At 64.1% G+C, this 16957-nt stretch carries 13 protein-coding genes (1 of these 13 cut by a window edge); 2 read left to right on the top strand and 11 right to left on the bottom strand.

Translation table 11 applies throughout. The features are described from left to right. The 3 genes from LHL23_RS17140 to LHL23_RS17130 form a co-directional block, all read right to left on the bottom strand. On the bottom strand, nt 1-282 hold the 5' portion of the coding sequence (locus tag LHL23_RS17140) for a biotin-dependent carboxyltransferase family protein (RefSeq protein WP_226430833.1). 750 nt of this gene lie to the left of the window's left edge; 282 of the gene's 1032 nt are visible here — the first part of the coding sequence; the start codon lies at nt 280-282; its stop codon lies off the left edge, out of view. Beyond that, on the bottom strand, nt 279-1031 hold the full coding sequence (locus LHL23_RS17135) for a 5-oxoprolinase subunit B family protein (protein ID WP_226430832.1): 753 nt from the start codon (nt 1029-1031) through the stop codon (nt 279-281). Before LHL23_RS17135 ends, LHL23_RS17140 begins: the two co-directional genes overlap by 4 nt. 101 nt (nt 1032-1132) lie before the next feature. Continuing rightward, on the bottom strand, nt 1133-2542 hold the full coding sequence (locus LHL23_RS17130; protein WP_226430831.1) for a methyl-accepting chemotaxis protein: 1410 nt from the start codon (nt 2540-2542) through the stop codon (nt 1133-1135). 303 nt (nt 2543-2845) lie between these two features. On the opposite strand from LHL23_RS17130, the gene LHL23_RS17125 reads away from it, so the two are divergent. Continuing rightward, the gene (locus LHL23_RS17125) at nt 2846-4324 is read left to right on the top strand and encodes a sensor histidine kinase (RefSeq protein WP_226430830.1); all 1479 of its coding nucleotides are present in this window, start codon (nt 2846-2848) and stop codon (nt 4322-4324) included. A gap of 45 nt (nt 4325-4369) precedes the next feature. Here LHL23_RS17125 and LHL23_RS17120 read toward each other — a convergent pair whose 3' ends face one another. The 7 genes from LHL23_RS17120 to LHL23_RS17090 all read right to left on the bottom strand — a co-directional run bounded on the left by LHL23_RS17120 (nt 4370) and on the right by LHL23_RS17090 (nt 15089). Beyond that, the gene (locus LHL23_RS17120; RefSeq protein ID WP_226430829.1) at nt 4370-5011 is read right to left on the bottom strand and encodes an alpha/beta family hydrolase; all 642 of its coding nucleotides are present in this window, start codon (nt 5009-5011) and stop codon (nt 4370-4372) included. A gap of 140 nt (nt 5012-5151) precedes the next feature. Beyond that, on the bottom strand, nt 5152-7206 hold the full coding sequence (locus LHL23_RS17115) for a putative bifunctional diguanylate cyclase/phosphodiesterase (RefSeq protein WP_226430828.1): 2055 nt from the start codon (nt 7204-7206) through the stop codon (nt 5152-5154). 475 nt (nt 7207-7681) lie between these two features. Beyond that, a complete protein-coding gene (locus LHL23_RS17110; protein WP_226430827.1) occupies nt 7682-10129 on the bottom strand; it encodes a GcvT family protein in 2448 nt (815 codons plus the stop codon). Nucleotides 10130-10137: 8 nt separating this feature from the next. Then, complete coding sequence (locus tag LHL23_RS17105; protein WP_226430826.1) at nt 10138-11019, bottom strand: phosphotransferase; 882 nt, start codon at nt 11017-11019, stop codon at nt 10138-10140. Beyond that, nucleotides 11016-13016: an ABC transporter permease gene (locus LHL23_RS17100; RefSeq protein ID WP_226430825.1), complete on the bottom strand. Its 2001-nt coding sequence runs from the start codon at nt 13014-13016 to the stop codon at nt 11016-11018. Before LHL23_RS17100 ends, LHL23_RS17105 begins: the two co-directional genes overlap by 4 nt. Next, on the bottom strand, nt 13013-14035 hold the full coding sequence (locus LHL23_RS17095; protein WP_226430824.1) for a quaternary amine ABC transporter ATP-binding protein: 1023 nt from the start codon (nt 14033-14035) through the stop codon (nt 13013-13015). Before LHL23_RS17095 ends, LHL23_RS17100 begins: the two co-directional genes overlap by 4 nt. Before the next feature lie 106 nt (nt 14036-14141). Continuing rightward, on the bottom strand, nt 14142-15089 hold the full coding sequence (locus LHL23_RS17090) for an ABC transporter substrate-binding protein (RefSeq protein WP_226430823.1): 948 nt from the start codon (nt 15087-15089) through the stop codon (nt 14142-14144). Nucleotides 15090-15307: 218 nt separating this feature from the next. Between LHL23_RS17090 and LHL23_RS17085 the strand changes: the two genes are divergently transcribed. Beyond that, nucleotides 15308-16126: a DeoR/GlpR family DNA-binding transcription regulator gene (locus LHL23_RS17085; RefSeq protein WP_222482348.1), complete on the top strand. Its 819-nt coding sequence runs from the start codon at nt 15308-15310 to the stop codon at nt 16124-16126. 89 nt (nt 16127-16215) lie between these two features. Here the strand turns inward: LHL23_RS17085 and LHL23_RS17080 are convergent, their stop codons facing one another. Next, on the bottom strand, nt 16216-16956 hold the full coding sequence (locus tag LHL23_RS17080; RefSeq protein WP_226430822.1) for an SDR family NAD(P)-dependent oxidoreductase: 741 nt from the start codon (nt 16954-16956) through the stop codon (nt 16216-16218). Between the last annotated feature and the right edge of the window lies 1 nt (nt 16957).

The raw sequence follows: 16957 nt of genomic DNA, 5'->3' as shown, positions 1-16957 counted from the left end.
GTGCGAGGCATTCCAGGCCAGTGCTTCGCCATCCAGCGCCGCCGCCATCGGCGCGCCGGTCAGCGCAATGCGCACCGGCCCGGCAGCCTCGAACTCGCCGCCCATGCCGCCCATCTCAAGCGCCGCAAGGCCCGGGTCCTGGCGCAACAGCGCCGCGCCTTCGGCCAGCGCCAGCGTATCGGCGGCACCGCCCTGCGACACCCCCTGCCCCAGCAGCCCAGGACGGCCAAGGTCCTGAACCGACGCCGCGGGCCCGATGCGGAGGATCTTCAATCCGCTCATGCTTGGATCTCCTGAGCTGCCGCTCCGCCGCGCAGCGGATCGTCTTCGCAGAGCTTCAGGAAGTCCGGCTTGGAAACCGGTTCAAACTGCATCTCGTCACCGGGGCGCAAGGCAAAGGGCTGCTCCGCCTCTGCCCTGAACAGCGTCATCCCGGTCTGGCCGACATGGCGCCAGCCGGTCGGGGCCGGGTTGGAAAACAGCACAAACTGGCTGATGGCCTGCACCAGCGCGCCGCGCGGCACCATCGGTGTCAGCTCGGTTTGCCGCGGCAGGTTCCACTCCGGCCCCAGCGAGCCGAGGTAGGGCTGGCCAGGGGCGAAACCGATGGTCAGCACCCGCACCCGGGCCGCACCCAGGCTGTCGATGGCCTGCGCTTCGCTCATGCCCGCGGCATCGGCGGCCTCTGCCAGCTGGGGTGCCAGTTCGGTGCCGTAAACGGTGGGCACCCGCCAGAACCGGCGCCCGGCGGGCAACGGCGCCTGCAGCCAGTCCTGCGTGGCAAGCAGCTCCCGCAGCGCATCTTCCAGCCGGCCGTGCGGCAGCACCGAGGGTTCAAAACGGACAAACACCGAGGCCAGCGAGGCCATGGTCTCCACCACGCCCTCCAGTGCCAGTGCCTCCACCGCGGTGCGGAATGCCAGCGCCGCGCGGTTGGACGCCTCGCTCAGGCTGCCACCGAAACTGACCAGCATGCCGCTCAGCCCGGCCCGGCGCACCAGCGGATATGCAGCCGCATCCTGGCTTTCCATGTGTTCACCCCGTCATTTTTGCAGCCAGCGTTGCGGCACAGACGGGGAGTGTCAACACGTCAATTCCGGCAAGCACGCGGGGATGCCACCGGCGGCCGGAGTCAAAAATCTTCCCAGCCTTGCGCCGCGGGCAGTGTGTCCTGTGCAGAGTCCGCCGCCGGGCGCCGGAAGGCGATCACCTCCGCCCTCGGCGTTGCCGCGGGCGCCGCGCCGCCGCAGCCGCTGAACTTGGACACCTCGCGCGTCAGCTGGCCTGCGTCAGAGGACAGCTGCTGGCTGGCGGCTGAGGTCTCTTCCACCATCGCGGCGTTCTGCTGGGTCACCTGGTCCAGCTGCGATACGCCCTGGTTGATCTCGCTCAGCGAGGTGGCCTGTTCCTTGGCGCCGGTGGCAATACCGCTGATATGGGTGGAGATGGTGCCGACGCTTTCAATGATCTGCTTCAGCTCTTCACCGGTGCGGCCCACCAGATCGACGCCGCTGGCCACCTGCTGCTTGCTCTCGCTGATCAGCTGCTTGATCTCCCCCGCGGCCCCGGCTGAGCGCTGCGCCAAGGCCCGCACCTCTGAGGCCACTACCGCAAAGCCGCGGCCTGCATCGCCGGCGCGCGCCGCCTCAACCCCGGCATTCAGCGCCAGGAGGTTGGTCTGAAAGGCGATGTCGTCGATCATGCCGATGATCTTGGCGATTTCCTCGGAGGAGCTCTCGATCTGCGACATCGCCGCCACCGCGTCCTCGACAACCCGGCCGCTGCGCTCCGCCGCGGTCTTGGCCTCGCTGACGATGCCTTCCACCTTCCCGGCACCCTCTGCCGCGGAATGAACGGTGGAGGTCAACTCTTCGATGGCTGCCGCTGTTTCCTCCAGCGTGGCGGCCTGGCTTTCGGTGCGCTGCGACAGGTCGCCGGCAGCCTTTGAAATCTCATCCGCCGTGCGGCCTACCGCCCCGGACACCTGGGTGACGGCGCCAATTGCCGTCTGCAGCTGTTCGGCGGAGCGGTTGAAGGCCGCGCCCAGCGCCGCGATGTCCGGCTGTTCGGACAGTTTCACACGGACCGCCAGATCTCCCTGGCTCATTGCCTCCAGCCCCCTGGCGATCTCCTGCAGGCCAAGGCGGCGCACTGTCACATCGGTGGCCACTTTCACCACTTGCACTACAGTGCCGTCCGGCCCCTTGACCGGCGCATAAGTCGCCTGGATCCAGATCGTCGCCCCATCCTTGGTCACCCGCGGGAACTGACCAGTGTTGACCCGGCCTGCCGCCAGATCCGCCCAGAAGGTTTGGTATTCCGGGCTGGCAGCAATGTCAGGTGCCACAAACATCGCGTGATGCCGGCCCGTGATTTCCTCCTGGCTGTACCCCAAGGCTGTCAGGAAATTGCCGTTGGCCGCCAGGACCGTGCCATCCGGTTTGAAACGGATCACCGCCTGGGTGCTATCGACCACATCAGCAATGATTTTGGCGCTGTCATCCTGTGCACCGGCCGTGGCCGCCTTGGATCTGAAAAACAATGAACTTCTCCGCACGTTCCTGATTCTAAATGGCTCGCCGTCCGGATACCGTGAAAACAACAGAAAACTCTTAACTCCGGCGCGCAAAGACTGCGCCGGCCGCCGTCGGCTCCGGCCATCCCGGCAGGTGCCGTAACCGTGCAGCACCTCCCAGCAATCGGCAACTTTAGGTTGCATTTTCCTTGATGAAGAAAGCAAAGGGTGTACCCTGCCAGAACCGTCTGCGGCCGTTTGCGGAACGCGCCGCACCTTCAGCGCCGGGCTTATGTGCCGCCCGGCTCACAGACAGGGGAACTGACAGACATGACATTTGCCAGGCAAGCTGACACGCACCGGCGGCCCCTGCTGCCGGTCAGTTCCAGCCAGCGGGCGCAAGCGGCCGCCGCCCTGCTGATCTGCGCAGGCTTCCTGTTCGACTACCTGACACCGCTGGGGGTCGCGGCCGGCCTGATCTACACCTCGGTTGTCCTGTGCGCCGTATGGGCAGGCACGCCCAGCGCCGCTTATTCCTATGCTGCGGCAGGCACCGGGCTGACCATTCTCGGCTACATCCTGTTCCACCGCAGCGGGGTTAACGAATGGATCGTGCTGACCAACAGGGGCCTGACAGTATGCGCCTTGTGGGCCTTTGCCTTCATCGTCTGCCGCCAGAAATCCATCCAGATCTCCCTGGAGCATAAACAGAATGAGCTGACAGCCATTCGCGATAACAGCTTCGAGGGCATCATCACCATCGACAGCCAAGGCTTGATCCTGAGCTACAACCGCGCATGCCGGAAAATCTTCGGCTACACCAAGGAGGAAGCCATTGGCCGAAACGTCAGCATCCTGATGCCAGAGCCGCAGAAATCGCAGCACGACGGCTACCTCCGGGATTACTTCCAGACATGGCAGCGGAACTTCATAGGCGCCAGCCGCGAGGTCCAGGGGCAGCGCAAGGATGGCAGCATCTTCCCGCTTACCGCTTCAGTTAGCGAGATCCGGGTCGGCGGCCATATCCTGTTCAGCGGCATTGTCCGCGATATCTCGGAGCAAAAGCGCGCCGATGCCGAGCGGGAGCAGTTTGTCGAGGAACTGTCACGGTCGAACCGGGATCTGGATGAGTTCGCCTATATCGCCTCGCACGACCTGCGGGCTCCGCTGCGGGTGATCGACAATGCCTCCAGCTGGCTCGAGGAGGATCTGGCGGACACGCTGGATGAAGACAGCCTTGAAAACTTACAACTGCTGCGCTCAAGGGTGCTGCGTATGGACCGGCTGCTGGACGACTTGCTGGAGTATTCCCGCGCCGGGCGCAAGACCGACCACAGGTACCAGCAGCTGATGCCGGGCACCGAATTGCTGAAGGAGGCGCTGCTGCTGATCGACCAGCCTGAGGGTTTCACGATCCGCATCGATCCCGGCTTTGAGGGTATCCAGCTGGTGAATATGCCGCTGAAACAGATTTTCGCCAACCTGATCTCCAACGCGATCAAGCACAGCGAAACAGGCGCCGGCACTGTTGATGTGTCGCTGCGGGACGAAGGCGGGCACTGGCTGTTCTCAGTTGCTGATGACGGCCCCGGCATCGAACCGAAGTATCATGAGAAGATCTTCAAGATGTTCCAGACGCTGAAGTCCCGCGACCAGGTGGAGGGCAGCGGCATGGGGCTGTCCATCGTCCAGAAACACGTGCAACAGGCGGGCGGCAAGATCTTGGTGCACTCGGCGCCGGGCGAGGGCTGCGAATTCAGCTTCACCTGGCCCAAACCGCAGCCGGAGCTTGCCGCCGGCGCCAGCTGAGGTTTCAGGCCGCCGCGGCGGAACCTCCTGCCCGCCGGGCGGGTGTCACTCCAGCCCCTTGACCCAGCCGGACACCGCGGCGCAGGCCGTGTCCAGGTTATGCTCCTGGCCGAAGCCGGTCACTGTTTTCCGCGGCTGCAGATCGTGGTTGCCGTCCTCCAGCCAATGCAGACGCACCGCGGCAGACAGCGCATAGCCCTGCACCTCCTCTTGCGTGCCGAAGGGGTCGCGGGTGCCCTGGCAGATCAGAGTCGGCGTGTTCAGCGCCTCCAGATGCCCGGTCCGCAGACGCTCTGGCTTGCCTGGCGGATGAAACGGGTAGCCCAGGCACACCAGCCCGCAAATGCGCCCCGCGGAGAAAAGTTCGTCGGCAATCAGGCTTGCCACCCTGCCGCCCATGGACTTGCCGCCGATGATCAGCGGCCCGTCGCAAGCAAGCCGGTCAACCGCCGCCAGAAACTCCGCCTGCAGCTTCTCTGCCTTTGGCGGCGGCCTCTTCGGCCCGCCGCTGCGGCGCGCGGCCATATAGGCGAACTCGAACCGCGCCACCCGCAGGCCCCGCTCCGCAAGCCCTGCGGCGATTGCCGTCATGAACGGGGTGTCCATGGCCGCACCGGCGCCATGCGCCAGCAGCACTGTTGCGCGGCCTGCGCCGCTGCGGTCCACAAGAAAAGGATTGCCTGCCACTGCCCTGCCCCCGGAATACGCCTGCCTGCCGCATTTCTAGCAGCTTCCCCTGCACGCTGCAGCCCCTCCTGCATCCTCTCTCAGCGCACCGCAAACGGGCACGGGCCGCATTGTCCCGCACCGCCTGCACGCCGCCAGGGTCACGCGGAACGCTTTATGCTGCCTCCCGGCCCGCAGGCGATCCGCCGCATCTCCTCCTGAGTCATCGGCGTCCCGAAATAGAATCCTTGCACAGAAGCGCATTTCTCGGCCTGCAGGAAATTCAGCTCATCCAGCTCTTCCACCCCTTCCGCCAGGACCGGAATGTTCAGAGCCGACCCCAAGAGCAGCGTCGAGCGGACAATCGCCGCGCTTTGCGCGTTCCTGTGTACTCCCCGCACAAAGCTCTGGTCGATCTTGATCTTGTCAAAGGGGAAGGTCTGCAATGTGGCCAGCGACGAATAGCCGGTGCCAAAGTCATCCATTGCAATCCGCACCCCGTAGGCCTTCAGCTGGTGCATCACCTTCAGGGTATGGGCCTGATCGTCGATAATGCTGGATTCAGTGATCTCAAGCTCCAGCCGATCCGGCGCCAGGCCGGTTTCCAGAAGAATGTCCATCACATCCTCGACAAAGGAAGGCTGCACCAGCTGCTGCGGCGCCACATTGACCGCCACATGAAACGGCTGGTCCCAGCCGGACGCCTCCTTGCAGGCGGCGCGCAGAACCCAATGCCCGATTTCCCGGATCAGGCCGGTTTCCTCGGCAACCGGAATGAAGTCGTCCGGCCGCACCCGCCCGCGCTTCGGGTGGTTCCAGCGCAGCAGCACCTCAAAGCCGACCGGCTCCAGCGTGCTGAGGTCATTCTGCAGCTGATAGGCCAGCTCGAACTGGCCGGCGGCGCAGGCCTGGCGCAGGTCGTGTACCAGCTGCAGCCTTTCCCGGCTCTGGCGGTCCATTTCCTCGCTGAACTGGCAGATCGCGCCGCCGGGGTCGGATTTGGCCCGGTACATCGCCAGGTCGGACTTGTGCAGCAGCTCCAGCGGGTCCCGGCTTTCCTTCAGGCTGGTGGCCACCCCGATGGCGGCCCCCACCCGGACCGATAAATCCTCCATGTCGATCGGCTCAACGATCGCAGCGTGCAGCCGCTCCGCAAAGGCCAGCACCTGCTCAATCCGCCGGAACTCCTGCTTGACGGCCACGAATTCATCGCCGCCAGCCCGCGCAATGTGTTCATCCGGCCCCTGCTGGCGCATCAGCCGCCGGGCAACGGCTTGCAGCACCTTGTCGCCTGCCGCATGGCCATGCAGATCGTTCACTTCCTTGAAAAGGTTCAGGTCGATGGTCAGAATTGCCGCATGTCCGGTTTCATCCTGCTGCAGCCGCCGTTCCAGCGCCGTCAGGTACTGGGTCAGCCACATCCGGTTCGGCATCCCGGTAAGCGGGTCATGCAGCGCCGCGTGCGCCAGCTGATCACGCGCTTCGCTTTCGACATTGGTTTCAATGATGGCTGAGGCGAACCCGGTCAGCAGGATCAGCCCCATCATCCCCAGGTTCAGCAGCCCCATCGCCGTGTCCGAAATTGCCTGTTCGGGCACCTCAACCAGCGGGCTGAGACGGGCATTGATGGCCCCCATGCCGGTGAAATGCATGCCGCAGATGGCAGCCGTCAGCAGCGCCGAGGCCACCAACCAGTTGCGCAGGCCCAGCCCACGCCTGGCTGCAAAGGCGTACCCCCAGGCGCCGAAGCCGGCTGCAATCCCGATGGACAGGGCGCGATAGCCCGGTTCCCACTCCAGCAGCCCCGGGATCAGGTAGGCCTGCATGCCGGTATAATGCATTACGGAAACCGCCACCCCGAACATTGCCCCCGCCAGCACCGCCGGATGCCGGCCCGTGCCATAAGCAAGCACGGCATTGGACGCCAGCGCACCGGTTACCGCAACCAGCAGCGACAGGGCTGTTACCAGCGGCTCGAACCCATGCTCAAAGCCCGGCTCATAAGCCAGCATCGCGATGAAATGCGTCGACCAGATTGTCGAGCCCGCAATCATGCTGGACAGCCCGAGCTGAACCAGCCGCCGCCGCCCCTTGACCCCCGGCAGCCTGTTGATCAGCCGCACCGTCAGAATGATACCTGTGACACAAACGAAAGCGGCCACCGCCACGAGCCCGTAACTGTGCTGTTGGGTTAAGCAATCCACGATGCGGCTCATCGGACTCTCCGGGCTGTGAAACACTCCGGCACCCAGAGTCCGGCCGAATCCTTAACGAACGGCGAAATGCGCAAGCACTGCGCCTCCGGCAACAGTTTCAATTTTTGCAATATTTAGGAGGGCCCGCCGGACCTTGACGGCTCGGAGACGAGGCATACTGGCAAGCCTTTTACCCCCTCCCAGCCGGTCAGTGCCAAAGCAAACCGGCGTCAAAACGGGCGCAGCAGGCCTCAAAAACATGCAATTTCAATGTATTTTTTGAGGCCTTCCGATCGAAACCAAGTGCCATCGGCAATCCGGGCAGCACCCGCCGCGTGCGGATTGCGCTGGCCCGGCGCATGAAGGGACGCTGCATTTGCAGGAGCCCCCAATCCGATACCTGCCGCACAGAGCCTTGTACGGGTGCATGACCACGGAACCTGGTCTGGTTCAATTACTGCATAATTATTTCCCCTGATGATGGTGGAGCGCCTTTTCAGGCCTTCACCCGACTCATCGAAGGATCATAAAGAGGGCTGAGCTGCACCTTGCAGGGGACCCGCTTGGTGGCGACTTCCAGCTCGTAATCCCCGCTCAGCACGTAATCGGCATCGACGCCATCGGGATTGCGGATGTAGCCGTATCCGATGGACTGCCCGACAGTGTAGCCGTAGCCGCCGGAAGTCAGCCAGCCGACGCGCTCGCCGTTGCGGTAGATGGTTTCCCGGCCCAAGAGCACCACGCCGGGATCGGTGGTGAAACAGGCGAGCATTTTCCTGACGCCTTGCGCCTTCTGTTCTTCGGCGGCGGCGCGGCCCTTGAAGGGCATATCCTTCCTGAGCTTGACCGCCCAGCCGAGCCCGGCCTCGAACGGGGTGTGGTCGGGGCCGATGTCCGAGCCCCAGGCGCGGTAGCCTTTTTCCAGACGCAGGGTTTCAATCGCGCGATAGCCCGCATCGACCAGACCGTGCGGCTTCCCCGCGCCCATCAGCGCGGCATAGACTGTCTGGGCGTATTCCACCGGCAAGTGGAGCTCCCAGCCCAGTTCGCCCACGTAAGTGACGCGCAGCGCCTGCACCGGGCAGCCGGCGATGCCAATGGTGCGGATGGTGCCGAACTTGAAACCCTCGTTGGAGACATCGTCACGGGTGACAGCGGAGAGGATGTCGCGCGCCTTCGGCCCCATCAGCGACAGCACCGCGTTGGAGGAGGTGATGTCGAACAGCTGGCAGTTCATGCCGTCGGGAATGTTGCGGCGGATCCAGTCGAGGTCATGGGTGGCGTAGCCGGTGCCGGTGACGATGTAGAACTCGTCATGCGCCACGCGGCCTACGGTCAGGTCACACTCAATGCCGCCCTTGTCGTTCAGCATCTGGGTATAGACCAGCGATCCGACCGGCTTGTTCACGTCGTTGGCGCAGATCCAGTTCATCGCGGCCAGCGCATCGGGGCCTTTCAGCGCGAATTTGGCGAATGAGGTCTGATCGAACAGCACCGCCGCCTCGCGCGCGGCCTTGTGCTCGCGGCCCACTGCCTCGAACCAGTTCTGGCGGCCGAAGCTGTAGATGTCCTTGGGCGTCTCCCCCCTGGCCGCATCGGCAAACCAGTTCGGGCGCTCCCAGCCGAGTTTCTCGCCAAAGCACGCACCCTGGCTTTTCAGCGTGTCATAGAGCGGCGACTTGCGGCAGGGGCGGCCGCTGTCGTGCTCCTCATGCGGCCAGGCCATCGTGTAATGCTTGCCGTAAGCCTCCACCGTGCGGGTGCGGACCCAGTCGGTGTCGAAATGCGGCCGGCCGAAACGGCGGATGTCGGCAGACCAGAGATCAAAAGGCGGCTCGCCGTTCTTCACCCATTCGGCCAGCGCCATGCCGGCCCCGCCGCCTGCGGCAATGCCGAAGGCGTTGAAGCCCGCGCCGACGTAGAAGTTCCGCAGTTCCGGCGCCTCGCCGATGATGAAGTTGCCATCGGGCGTGAAACTTTCCGGCCCGTTGGTCAGGGTCTTGATGCCGGCGTGTTCCAGCGCTGGGACCCGGCCAAGCGCCTGTTCCATCAACTGCTCGAAGTGATCGAAGTTGCTGTCGAGCAGCGTGTAGTGGAAGCCCTGCGGGATGCCGTCCGTGGCCCAGGGGATCGGGTTAGGCTCATAGCCGCCCATCACCAGCCCGCCGACTTCCTCCTTGTAGTAGGTCAGCCGGTCCGGGTCGCGCAGGGTGGGCAGGCCCGAGGGGACGCCCTCGAACGGCTCGGTGACCATATACTGATGCTCCATCGGCACCAGCGGCACATTGACCCCGAACCGCTTGGCAAAGGTGCGGGTCCACTGGCCGGCGCAGCAGATCACCCTCTCGCATTCGATACGGCCATGTTCGGTGATCACGGCGCGGATCTTGCCGTTCTCGATCTCGATATCGGTGACCTTTGTGTCCTCAAAGATCCTGGCTCCGGCCATCCGCGCGCCCTTGGCCAGCGCCTGGGTGATGTCGGAGGGGTTGGCCTGGCCGTCGGTCGGCATGAAGGCAGCGCCGATGACGTCGGAGATATCCATCAGCGGCCACAGCTCCTGCGCCTCTTTCGGGGTCAGCAGCTCCATCTCCAGACCGAAGGAATGCGCGGTGGTGGCCTGGCGCTTGACCTCTGTCCAGCGTTCCTCGTTGCAGGCCAGCCGCAGGCCGCCGTTCATCTTCCAGCCGGTGCCAAGGCCGGTTTCCGCCTCGATCTTGTTATAAAGATCGACCGAATAGCCCAGCAGCTGGGTTATATTGGCGTTCGACCGCAGCTGCCCGACCAGCCCGGCAGCGTGGAAGGTGGTGCCCGAGGTCAGCTTTTTCCGCTCCAGCAGAACGGTGTCGGTCCAGCCCAGCTTGGCCAGGTGGTAAGCGGTTGAGCAGCCGATGATGCCGCCGCCGATGATGACTGCCTTGGCAGTTGAAGGAAGTTCAGTCATGTCAGTCCTCAGGTGTTTTGAAAGTCGTCAAGCGCCGCGCGGAAGCGCGCGAGGTTGCCGGCGGTGTAGGCCGCGTAGTCGAAGTCGATTTCGGAAGTGATCTCGGAGACCATGCTCCACATGGTCTCGCGCAGGAGCGACGCGCATTTCATGGCGCTGTAGCGGTGCAGCAAGCCATCACTCACCGGTGCCTCGAAGTAGGTTTCCAGCAGCCAGTTCTCCTGCTGCTGCGACAGCCCGTTGTTGGAGGCGAGCCCGCCGAGGTCGAACAGCGGCGAGTTGAAGCCGGCATAGTCGAAGTCGATCAGCCACAACCTGTGGCCATCGTCCAGGAAATTGCCGCACAAGAGGTCGTTGTGCCCGAAAACGATGTCGAACGGGCCTGCCGCCTTCTCCAGGCTGTTGCCGATGCCCGCCAGTTCCAAGGCCAGCGCCGCATGCGGGCCGTCCTTGTCCCGCAGGGTGGCCGCATAATCCCGGATCACATGGAACACCCAGAACACCAGCGCCGGGCCGCGCAGATGCCCGGGCACATCGCGGTGGCAGGATTTCACTAGCTCCAGCACCCGCGGCAGCAGTACCGGATCGCGCACGTCCTCTTCGGTCAGGGTACGGCTTTCGATGAACTCCAGCACCGTTAGGCCGCCTTCGGCATGCAGCACCGCAGGCGACAGGCCCGCAGCATGGGCGGCGCGGCTGGCGGCCAGTTCGTTGAAGCGCAGCACCTGATGCAGCGGGATATCGTCGCCCGCCCGCACCACGTATTTCCCGGCGCTGTCCTCAACCAGGTAGTTCTCGTTGGTGATGCCGCCCTTCAACGGGTCAACGGTGATATCCCCCTGCCAGATGGGCAGTGCGCGGATTTTGTGAAGCAGGTCGGATTGGCTCATGCTCTGCTCTCCAGTCCAAAGCGGATGCGGGCGCCGCGGGCTCCGGCATTGACCAGCCGGTCGGCGATGATGGCGATAAAGGCGATGGCAAGCCCGGCGACCAGCCCGCGCCCGGTGTCGGCCTTGGTCAGCGCAATATAGACCTCCTGGCCCAGGTCGCGGGTGCCGACCAGCGCGGTGATCACCAGCATCGACAGCGCCAGCATGATGGTCTGGTTGATGCCCAGCAGGATCTCCGGCAACGCCATCGGCAGCCGCACCAGGCGCAAGAGCTGCCATTTGGTGCAGCCGGACACCAGGCCGGCCTCGATCAGCTCACCGCTGACGCTGCGCATCCCGTGCGCCGCGTAACGGACGGCCGGCGCCAGCGCATAAAGGACAATGGCGATCATCGCGGTGAAGTCGCCAACCCGGAACAGCATCACCACCGGGATCAGGTAGACGAAACTGGGCAGGGTCTGCAGGGTGTCGATCAGCAGGTTGATGGCAATGCCCGCGCGGCGGTTCAGCGCCGCCAGAACACCCAGGGGCACCCCGATCAGCGTGGCGAGGATCACCGAAGCGCCGCAGAGATAGACGGTGACCATCGCCTTGGCCCACAGGCCGCTGACCGCAATCAGGGCAGACATCGCACCGCACATGGCTGCCAGCTTCCAGCCGCCCGCACGCCAGCCCAGCAGCGTCAGCATGGTAATGGCCCAGGGCCAGGGAATGCCCAGCAGGGTTTTCTTGATCGGCAGCAGGAACCAGTGGAGGAAGAACACCTTCACCGCCTCGAACGCATCGAAATAGTTCACGTTCAGGTATTTGACGGTGTCGTTCCAGAACGCGCCGGTGGTGATGGCCTGGCTTTGCGGATAGTCCAGCAGCAAGGACGAAAAGCGGCCCAGAACCCAGGTCACCGCCAGCAGCGAAAGCACCAGAACCGTGCGCTTGTTCCGCGCCGCCCACGAACCGGGCGTGGTGTGGTGGACCTGCCCGATGCGCTCGGCAAAGGCCTGGCTCAGCCGGTCCACCGCAATGGCCAGCACCACGATGGCGATGCCCGCCTCGAAACCTGCGCCGATATCGAGGCGGCGCAGCGCCGCCAGCACATCGAACCCAAGCCCGCCTGCGCCGATCATCGAGGCGATGATCACCATGTTGAGTGTCAGCATGATCACTTGGTTGACGCCGACCATCAGGCTTTGGCTGGCCGAGGGCACCAGCACCCGCCACATCAGCTGCCGCTGCGTGGTGCCTGCCATCCGCCCGAAGTCGAGGATTTCCGGGTCCACCGCCTTGAGCGCCAGGATGGTGATGCGGATCATCGGCGGGGTGGCATAGATGATGGTGGCAACCAGCGCCGAAACCGGGCCAAAGCCGAACATGAACAGGATCGGCACCAGATAGGCAAAGATCGGGATCGTCTGCATCAGGTCCAGAACGGGGGAGAGGATGCGCTCGCCCAGCGGGTGGCGGTAGGCCCAGATGCCGGCCAACAGCCCGCCGCCTGCGCCGATCGGCACCGCGATGAGCACCGAGGCCAGCGTGACCATGGCGCTGTCCCATTGGCCGAAAACCGCAAGATAGGCAAAACAGGCGCCGACAAGCGCGGCCAGCCCCCAGCTGCGGCAGTAATGCCCCAGCGCGATCACTGCGGCGGTGACGGCAATCCAGCTGGCGGCAGGCAGAAGAACCTGCGGCTCCGGGCCGGGATCGAACAGGAAACCACGTGCCAGCAAGTTCAATGCCAATTCATAGGGCTGCTCGATCAGCCAGGCGACGGTGCGGGTGGCATCGGTGAAAGAGACCGGGCCGATGGCCGCCTCCTCCACCAGCCAGGTCATGGCAGCAGAGATGTAGGTGTTGAACGCAAAATCCCAGGAGGACGGAACCTTGACCAGCCAGCGCGCATCCAGCGCCTTGGCCAGGTCGCGGCCGAACCAGCCCAGCAGGATGGTGGCCAGCACCAGCCCCCAGGCTGCCAGCCCGCTGTTGGTCAGCCGCGGTCTCATGCCGCCGTCTCCTTGCCGAACAGCACCCGGGCAACCGCCATACGGCCAATGCTGCCGACGATCCGGCCGGCCGCGTCGCACACCGGACGCGGCGCATCCGCGGCGATGATCTGCTCCGCGACCTCCGACACGCGGGCTGCCGCGGGAACCGGCTCCCCCTCGCCGCCGCTGCCGGCGGTCATGATGCCGCCAACAGTCAGCACCTTGGACCGCGGGATGTGGCGGGTGAACTCGGCGACATAGCCGGTGGCCGGGTTCAGCACCAGCTCCTCCGGCGTGGCGACCTGAATGATTTCGCCGTCCTTCATGATGGCGATGCGGTCGGCCAGGCGCACGGCCTCCTCGAAGTCATGGGTGATGAAGACGATGGTTTTTTGCAACCGCGCCTGCAGGCGCAGGAATTCGTCCTGCATCTCGCGGCGGATCAGCGGATCAAGTGCCGAGAAAGGCTCGTCCAGGAACCACAGGTCGGGTTCCGTCACCAGCGAGCGGGCGATACCGACGCGCTGCTGCTGGCCGCCCGACAGCTCGCGCGGGTAATAATCCTCGCGGCCTTTCAGCCCCACCAGTTCCACGACTTCCCGGGCCTTGGCTTCGGCTTCGGCCCTGGGGGCGGCCTGAACGGTCAGCGGGAACATCACGTTCTGCAGAACGGTCAGATGCGGCAGCAGGGCAAAATGCTGGAACACCATGCCCATCTTGTGGCGGCGGATCTCGATCAGCTCCTGCTCGCTGGCTGTCAGCAGATCAACGCCGTCGAACAGAACCTGGCCGCCGGTCGGCTCAATCAGCCGCGACAGGCAGCGCACCAGGGTGGACTTGCCGGAGCCGGACAGCCCCATGATGATGAAGATCTCGCCTTCGGCAATGTCGATGCGGGCATTGCGTACCGCTCCGATGATGCCTGCCCGGCGGATGTCCCCTCCGCTCGGCGACGGGTTGCGGCTCAGGAACCCTTCCGCGTTGGCGCCGTAAAGCTTCCAGACATTGCGGCAGGAAAGTTTGGTGTTGAGTGTCATGAAATTCGGCTCCGGCGGCGGTCCGCACAGGGCGGCCGGGCATGGTGGCAGGGCAGAAATGCTGCCAGGGCGGGTGAGAGCGGAACGCCGCCCTGGCGGTCTTGGATCAGTTGCCGATCCAGCCGGACCAGCGGTCCTTGTTTGCGGCCATCCAGTCAGAGACGACGGTGTCGATATCCACGCCTTCCAGATCCGCCTTGCCGACCATCGCGCTCATTTCCTCGTTGCTGAGGCTGTAGCCCTGGATGATCTCATAGGCACCCGGCCATTTCTCCGGCAGCCCGGCCCAGGCGGCTTTCCAGATCGGGCCGCGCGGCTTGCCGCAGTCATAGGCCTTGTCCGGGTTCACCCCCACCGACGGATCGGAATAGCATTCCGCCGAATAGGCCGGGAACTCGACGAACTCGCCGTCGTATTTGGCCGGCGCCCAGTGGGGCACATAGACCCACAGCATGATCGGATCCTGCCGCTGGTAGGCCGATTCAAGCTCGGCAAACAGCGCCGCGTCGGTGCCGGCGTGAACCACTTCAAACTCAAGCTCCAGCGCCTCGACCCGCTCTTCGTCAAAACCGCCCCAGGTCACCGGACCGCCGACATACCGGCCGTAGGGAGAGGTTTCCGCGGTGGCAAATTCCTCGGCGCAATCCTTCAGGGCCTGCCAGTCGGGCAGACCCGGGCAGCGGTCCTTCATATAAGCCGGGTACCACCATTCCTCGATCGCCATCAGACCGGTCTCGCCCGCATTTATCACCTTGCCGGACGCAGTGGCCTCGTCCAGCGCTTCGCGGCCCGTTGTCTCCCAGATCTCCATGGCCAGATGCAGGTCGCCGGTCTTCAGCCCGGCAAATTGCGCGATGTAATCCGCCTGGACGTATTCGACGTTGTATCCGGCCTCCTGCAGGATGCTGCCCATGATCTTGGTGTTGATCAGCTGGCCGGACCAGTCATGCAGCGTCAGTTTGATCGGATCAGCGGAGTCCGCCGACCAGGCGGATGATGCGGAAACGGCGGCTGTCAGAGCCGCGGCCCCCAAAACACTGAGGTTCTGTCGCATGTGGATTTCCCTGTTATGTGGCGTTATGTGCGATTCTTGGCGTCGCGTGGGAATATCGTGCAGACAGCAGGGCCTTTCGTCAAGAAAAACCACAAAAAGCAACATAAAATATTCAGAATCATCAATCATGACACCAAGATGCGTGGGCTAATGTTGCAATATGTGGCTTTTCTGAATACACCTGTGGTGAAACCCCAACAGCGCCCCGAATGCCCAAGATGAACCAGAAATCAACCAATCAGCGTGAAGAAGAGATCCTGCGCGAGCTTCACCGCGCTGGCGGCTCCTGCCGCGTCAGCGTGCTTGCTGAACGGCTGAACGTGTCCAACGAAACCATCCGGCGCAACGTCAAGACGCTGGAAGAGCGCAATATCGTGCGCAAGGTGCATGGCGGGGTGCATCTGAACGAAGATGTCATCGAACCGCCGTTTGAGAACCGTCTCGGCGCGCAGGCCGATGTGAAAACTGAATTGGCCCAGGCCGTGGCGCAGACGATCAGCGACGGGGATTCCGTGTTCCTGGATATCGGCTCGACAACCGCCTATGTCGCGCTGGCGCTCAGAAACCACAGCAACCTGTTTGTCGTCACCAACTCGGTTTTCGTGGCCCAGACGCTGGCCATGCGCAACAACAACCGGGTTTTCCTGGCGGGCGGCGAATTGCGCGCCCATGACGGTGGCGCTTTCGGCGCAGAGGCGCTGGACCTGGTGCGGCGCCTCAATGTTCAACTGGCGGTGTTCTCGGTCGGCGCGGTGAACAGCGAGCTGGGCTTCATGCTGCACGATCTCGAAGAAGCCAACATCGCGCGCATCGCCGCCGAAAATGCGCAGGTCTGCATCGTCGTGGCCGACAGCGGAAAGTTCAACAAGCGCGCACCGGTCTCGCTCGACAAGATGTCCGCGATCGACGTGTTTTTCACCGACAGCCCCCCGCCGGACGGCATCAGGGCCATGCTGGAGAAGCATGAGATCGAAACCGTGGTCGTCACAGGCGAAGACCGCCTGGCTGGCAAGGCAGAGACGCCGACAAGCAGCTAACGGCGCCCCTTTCCGGCGGCAGCCGGGAGTACTTCTGGCAGTATGCAGTTGACCAGGTTGAGCGCACCTCTAGTCCCGCGCAGAGCGGATCACCACTTTTCCGCAAAGGGGCGGATTGTGGTTTCGAATGACCAGGTGGTCCGGTGCTGGTGAGTGAGGTGATAGATCTCCTCGGCGATACCGTCCGGATGTGCAAAAAAGTCCTCCCGCGCATGCGGCCAGTCTGCGGGCGGCACCAGCCAGCTGGGGCGTTCAGCGTCGCTGGCGCCCAGCCAGGTCACGTCGATGGCGGCATCCACTGATAAGTAGCAGACATGAATGCCCTCCGGACCCAGGTCCCGCGCCAGTGCCTCGCACAGGTTGCGCTGCGCGGCCTTGGTCGGGGCAAACAGCGCGTAATTCGGCACCCCGCGGTGCGACGCCGTATTGCCGGTGGCGAGGATCGCGCCGCCGCCGCTGGCTGCCATCTTGTCTGCAAAAAAGCGGGCAAAGACCAGCAGGGCGGTGGTATTGACCCGGAAGTTCCGTTCGATCTCCAGCGGATCCAGCTCGCGGAACCGGCCAAAACTATGCGACACTGCATTATGTACCAGCACCCGCGGCACGCCCATTTCCGCCTCGATGCCGGCCAGGCAGCTTTCGAAGGCTTTCAGGTCAGAAAGGTCGCAGGCATAGGCCTGCGCACCGGGGTACTGGTCCGCCAGCGCCTGCAGACGGTCCGCGTTGCGGGCGATCATGGCCACACGGTAGCCCTGTGAGATGAACTTGCGCACCGTGGCGCTGCCGGTGGCATCGCCGACACCGGTGATGATGCAGAGAGGCCCGGCCATG

This window comes from Leisingera sp. McT4-56 (genome assembly GCF_020514995.1).
GTDB lineage: Bacteria > Pseudomonadota > Alphaproteobacteria > Rhodobacterales > Rhodobacteraceae > Leisingera > Leisingera aquaemixtae_A.
Note: the sequence above shows the minus strand (reverse complement) of the source record. Positions and strands in the feature narration are given on the sequence as shown.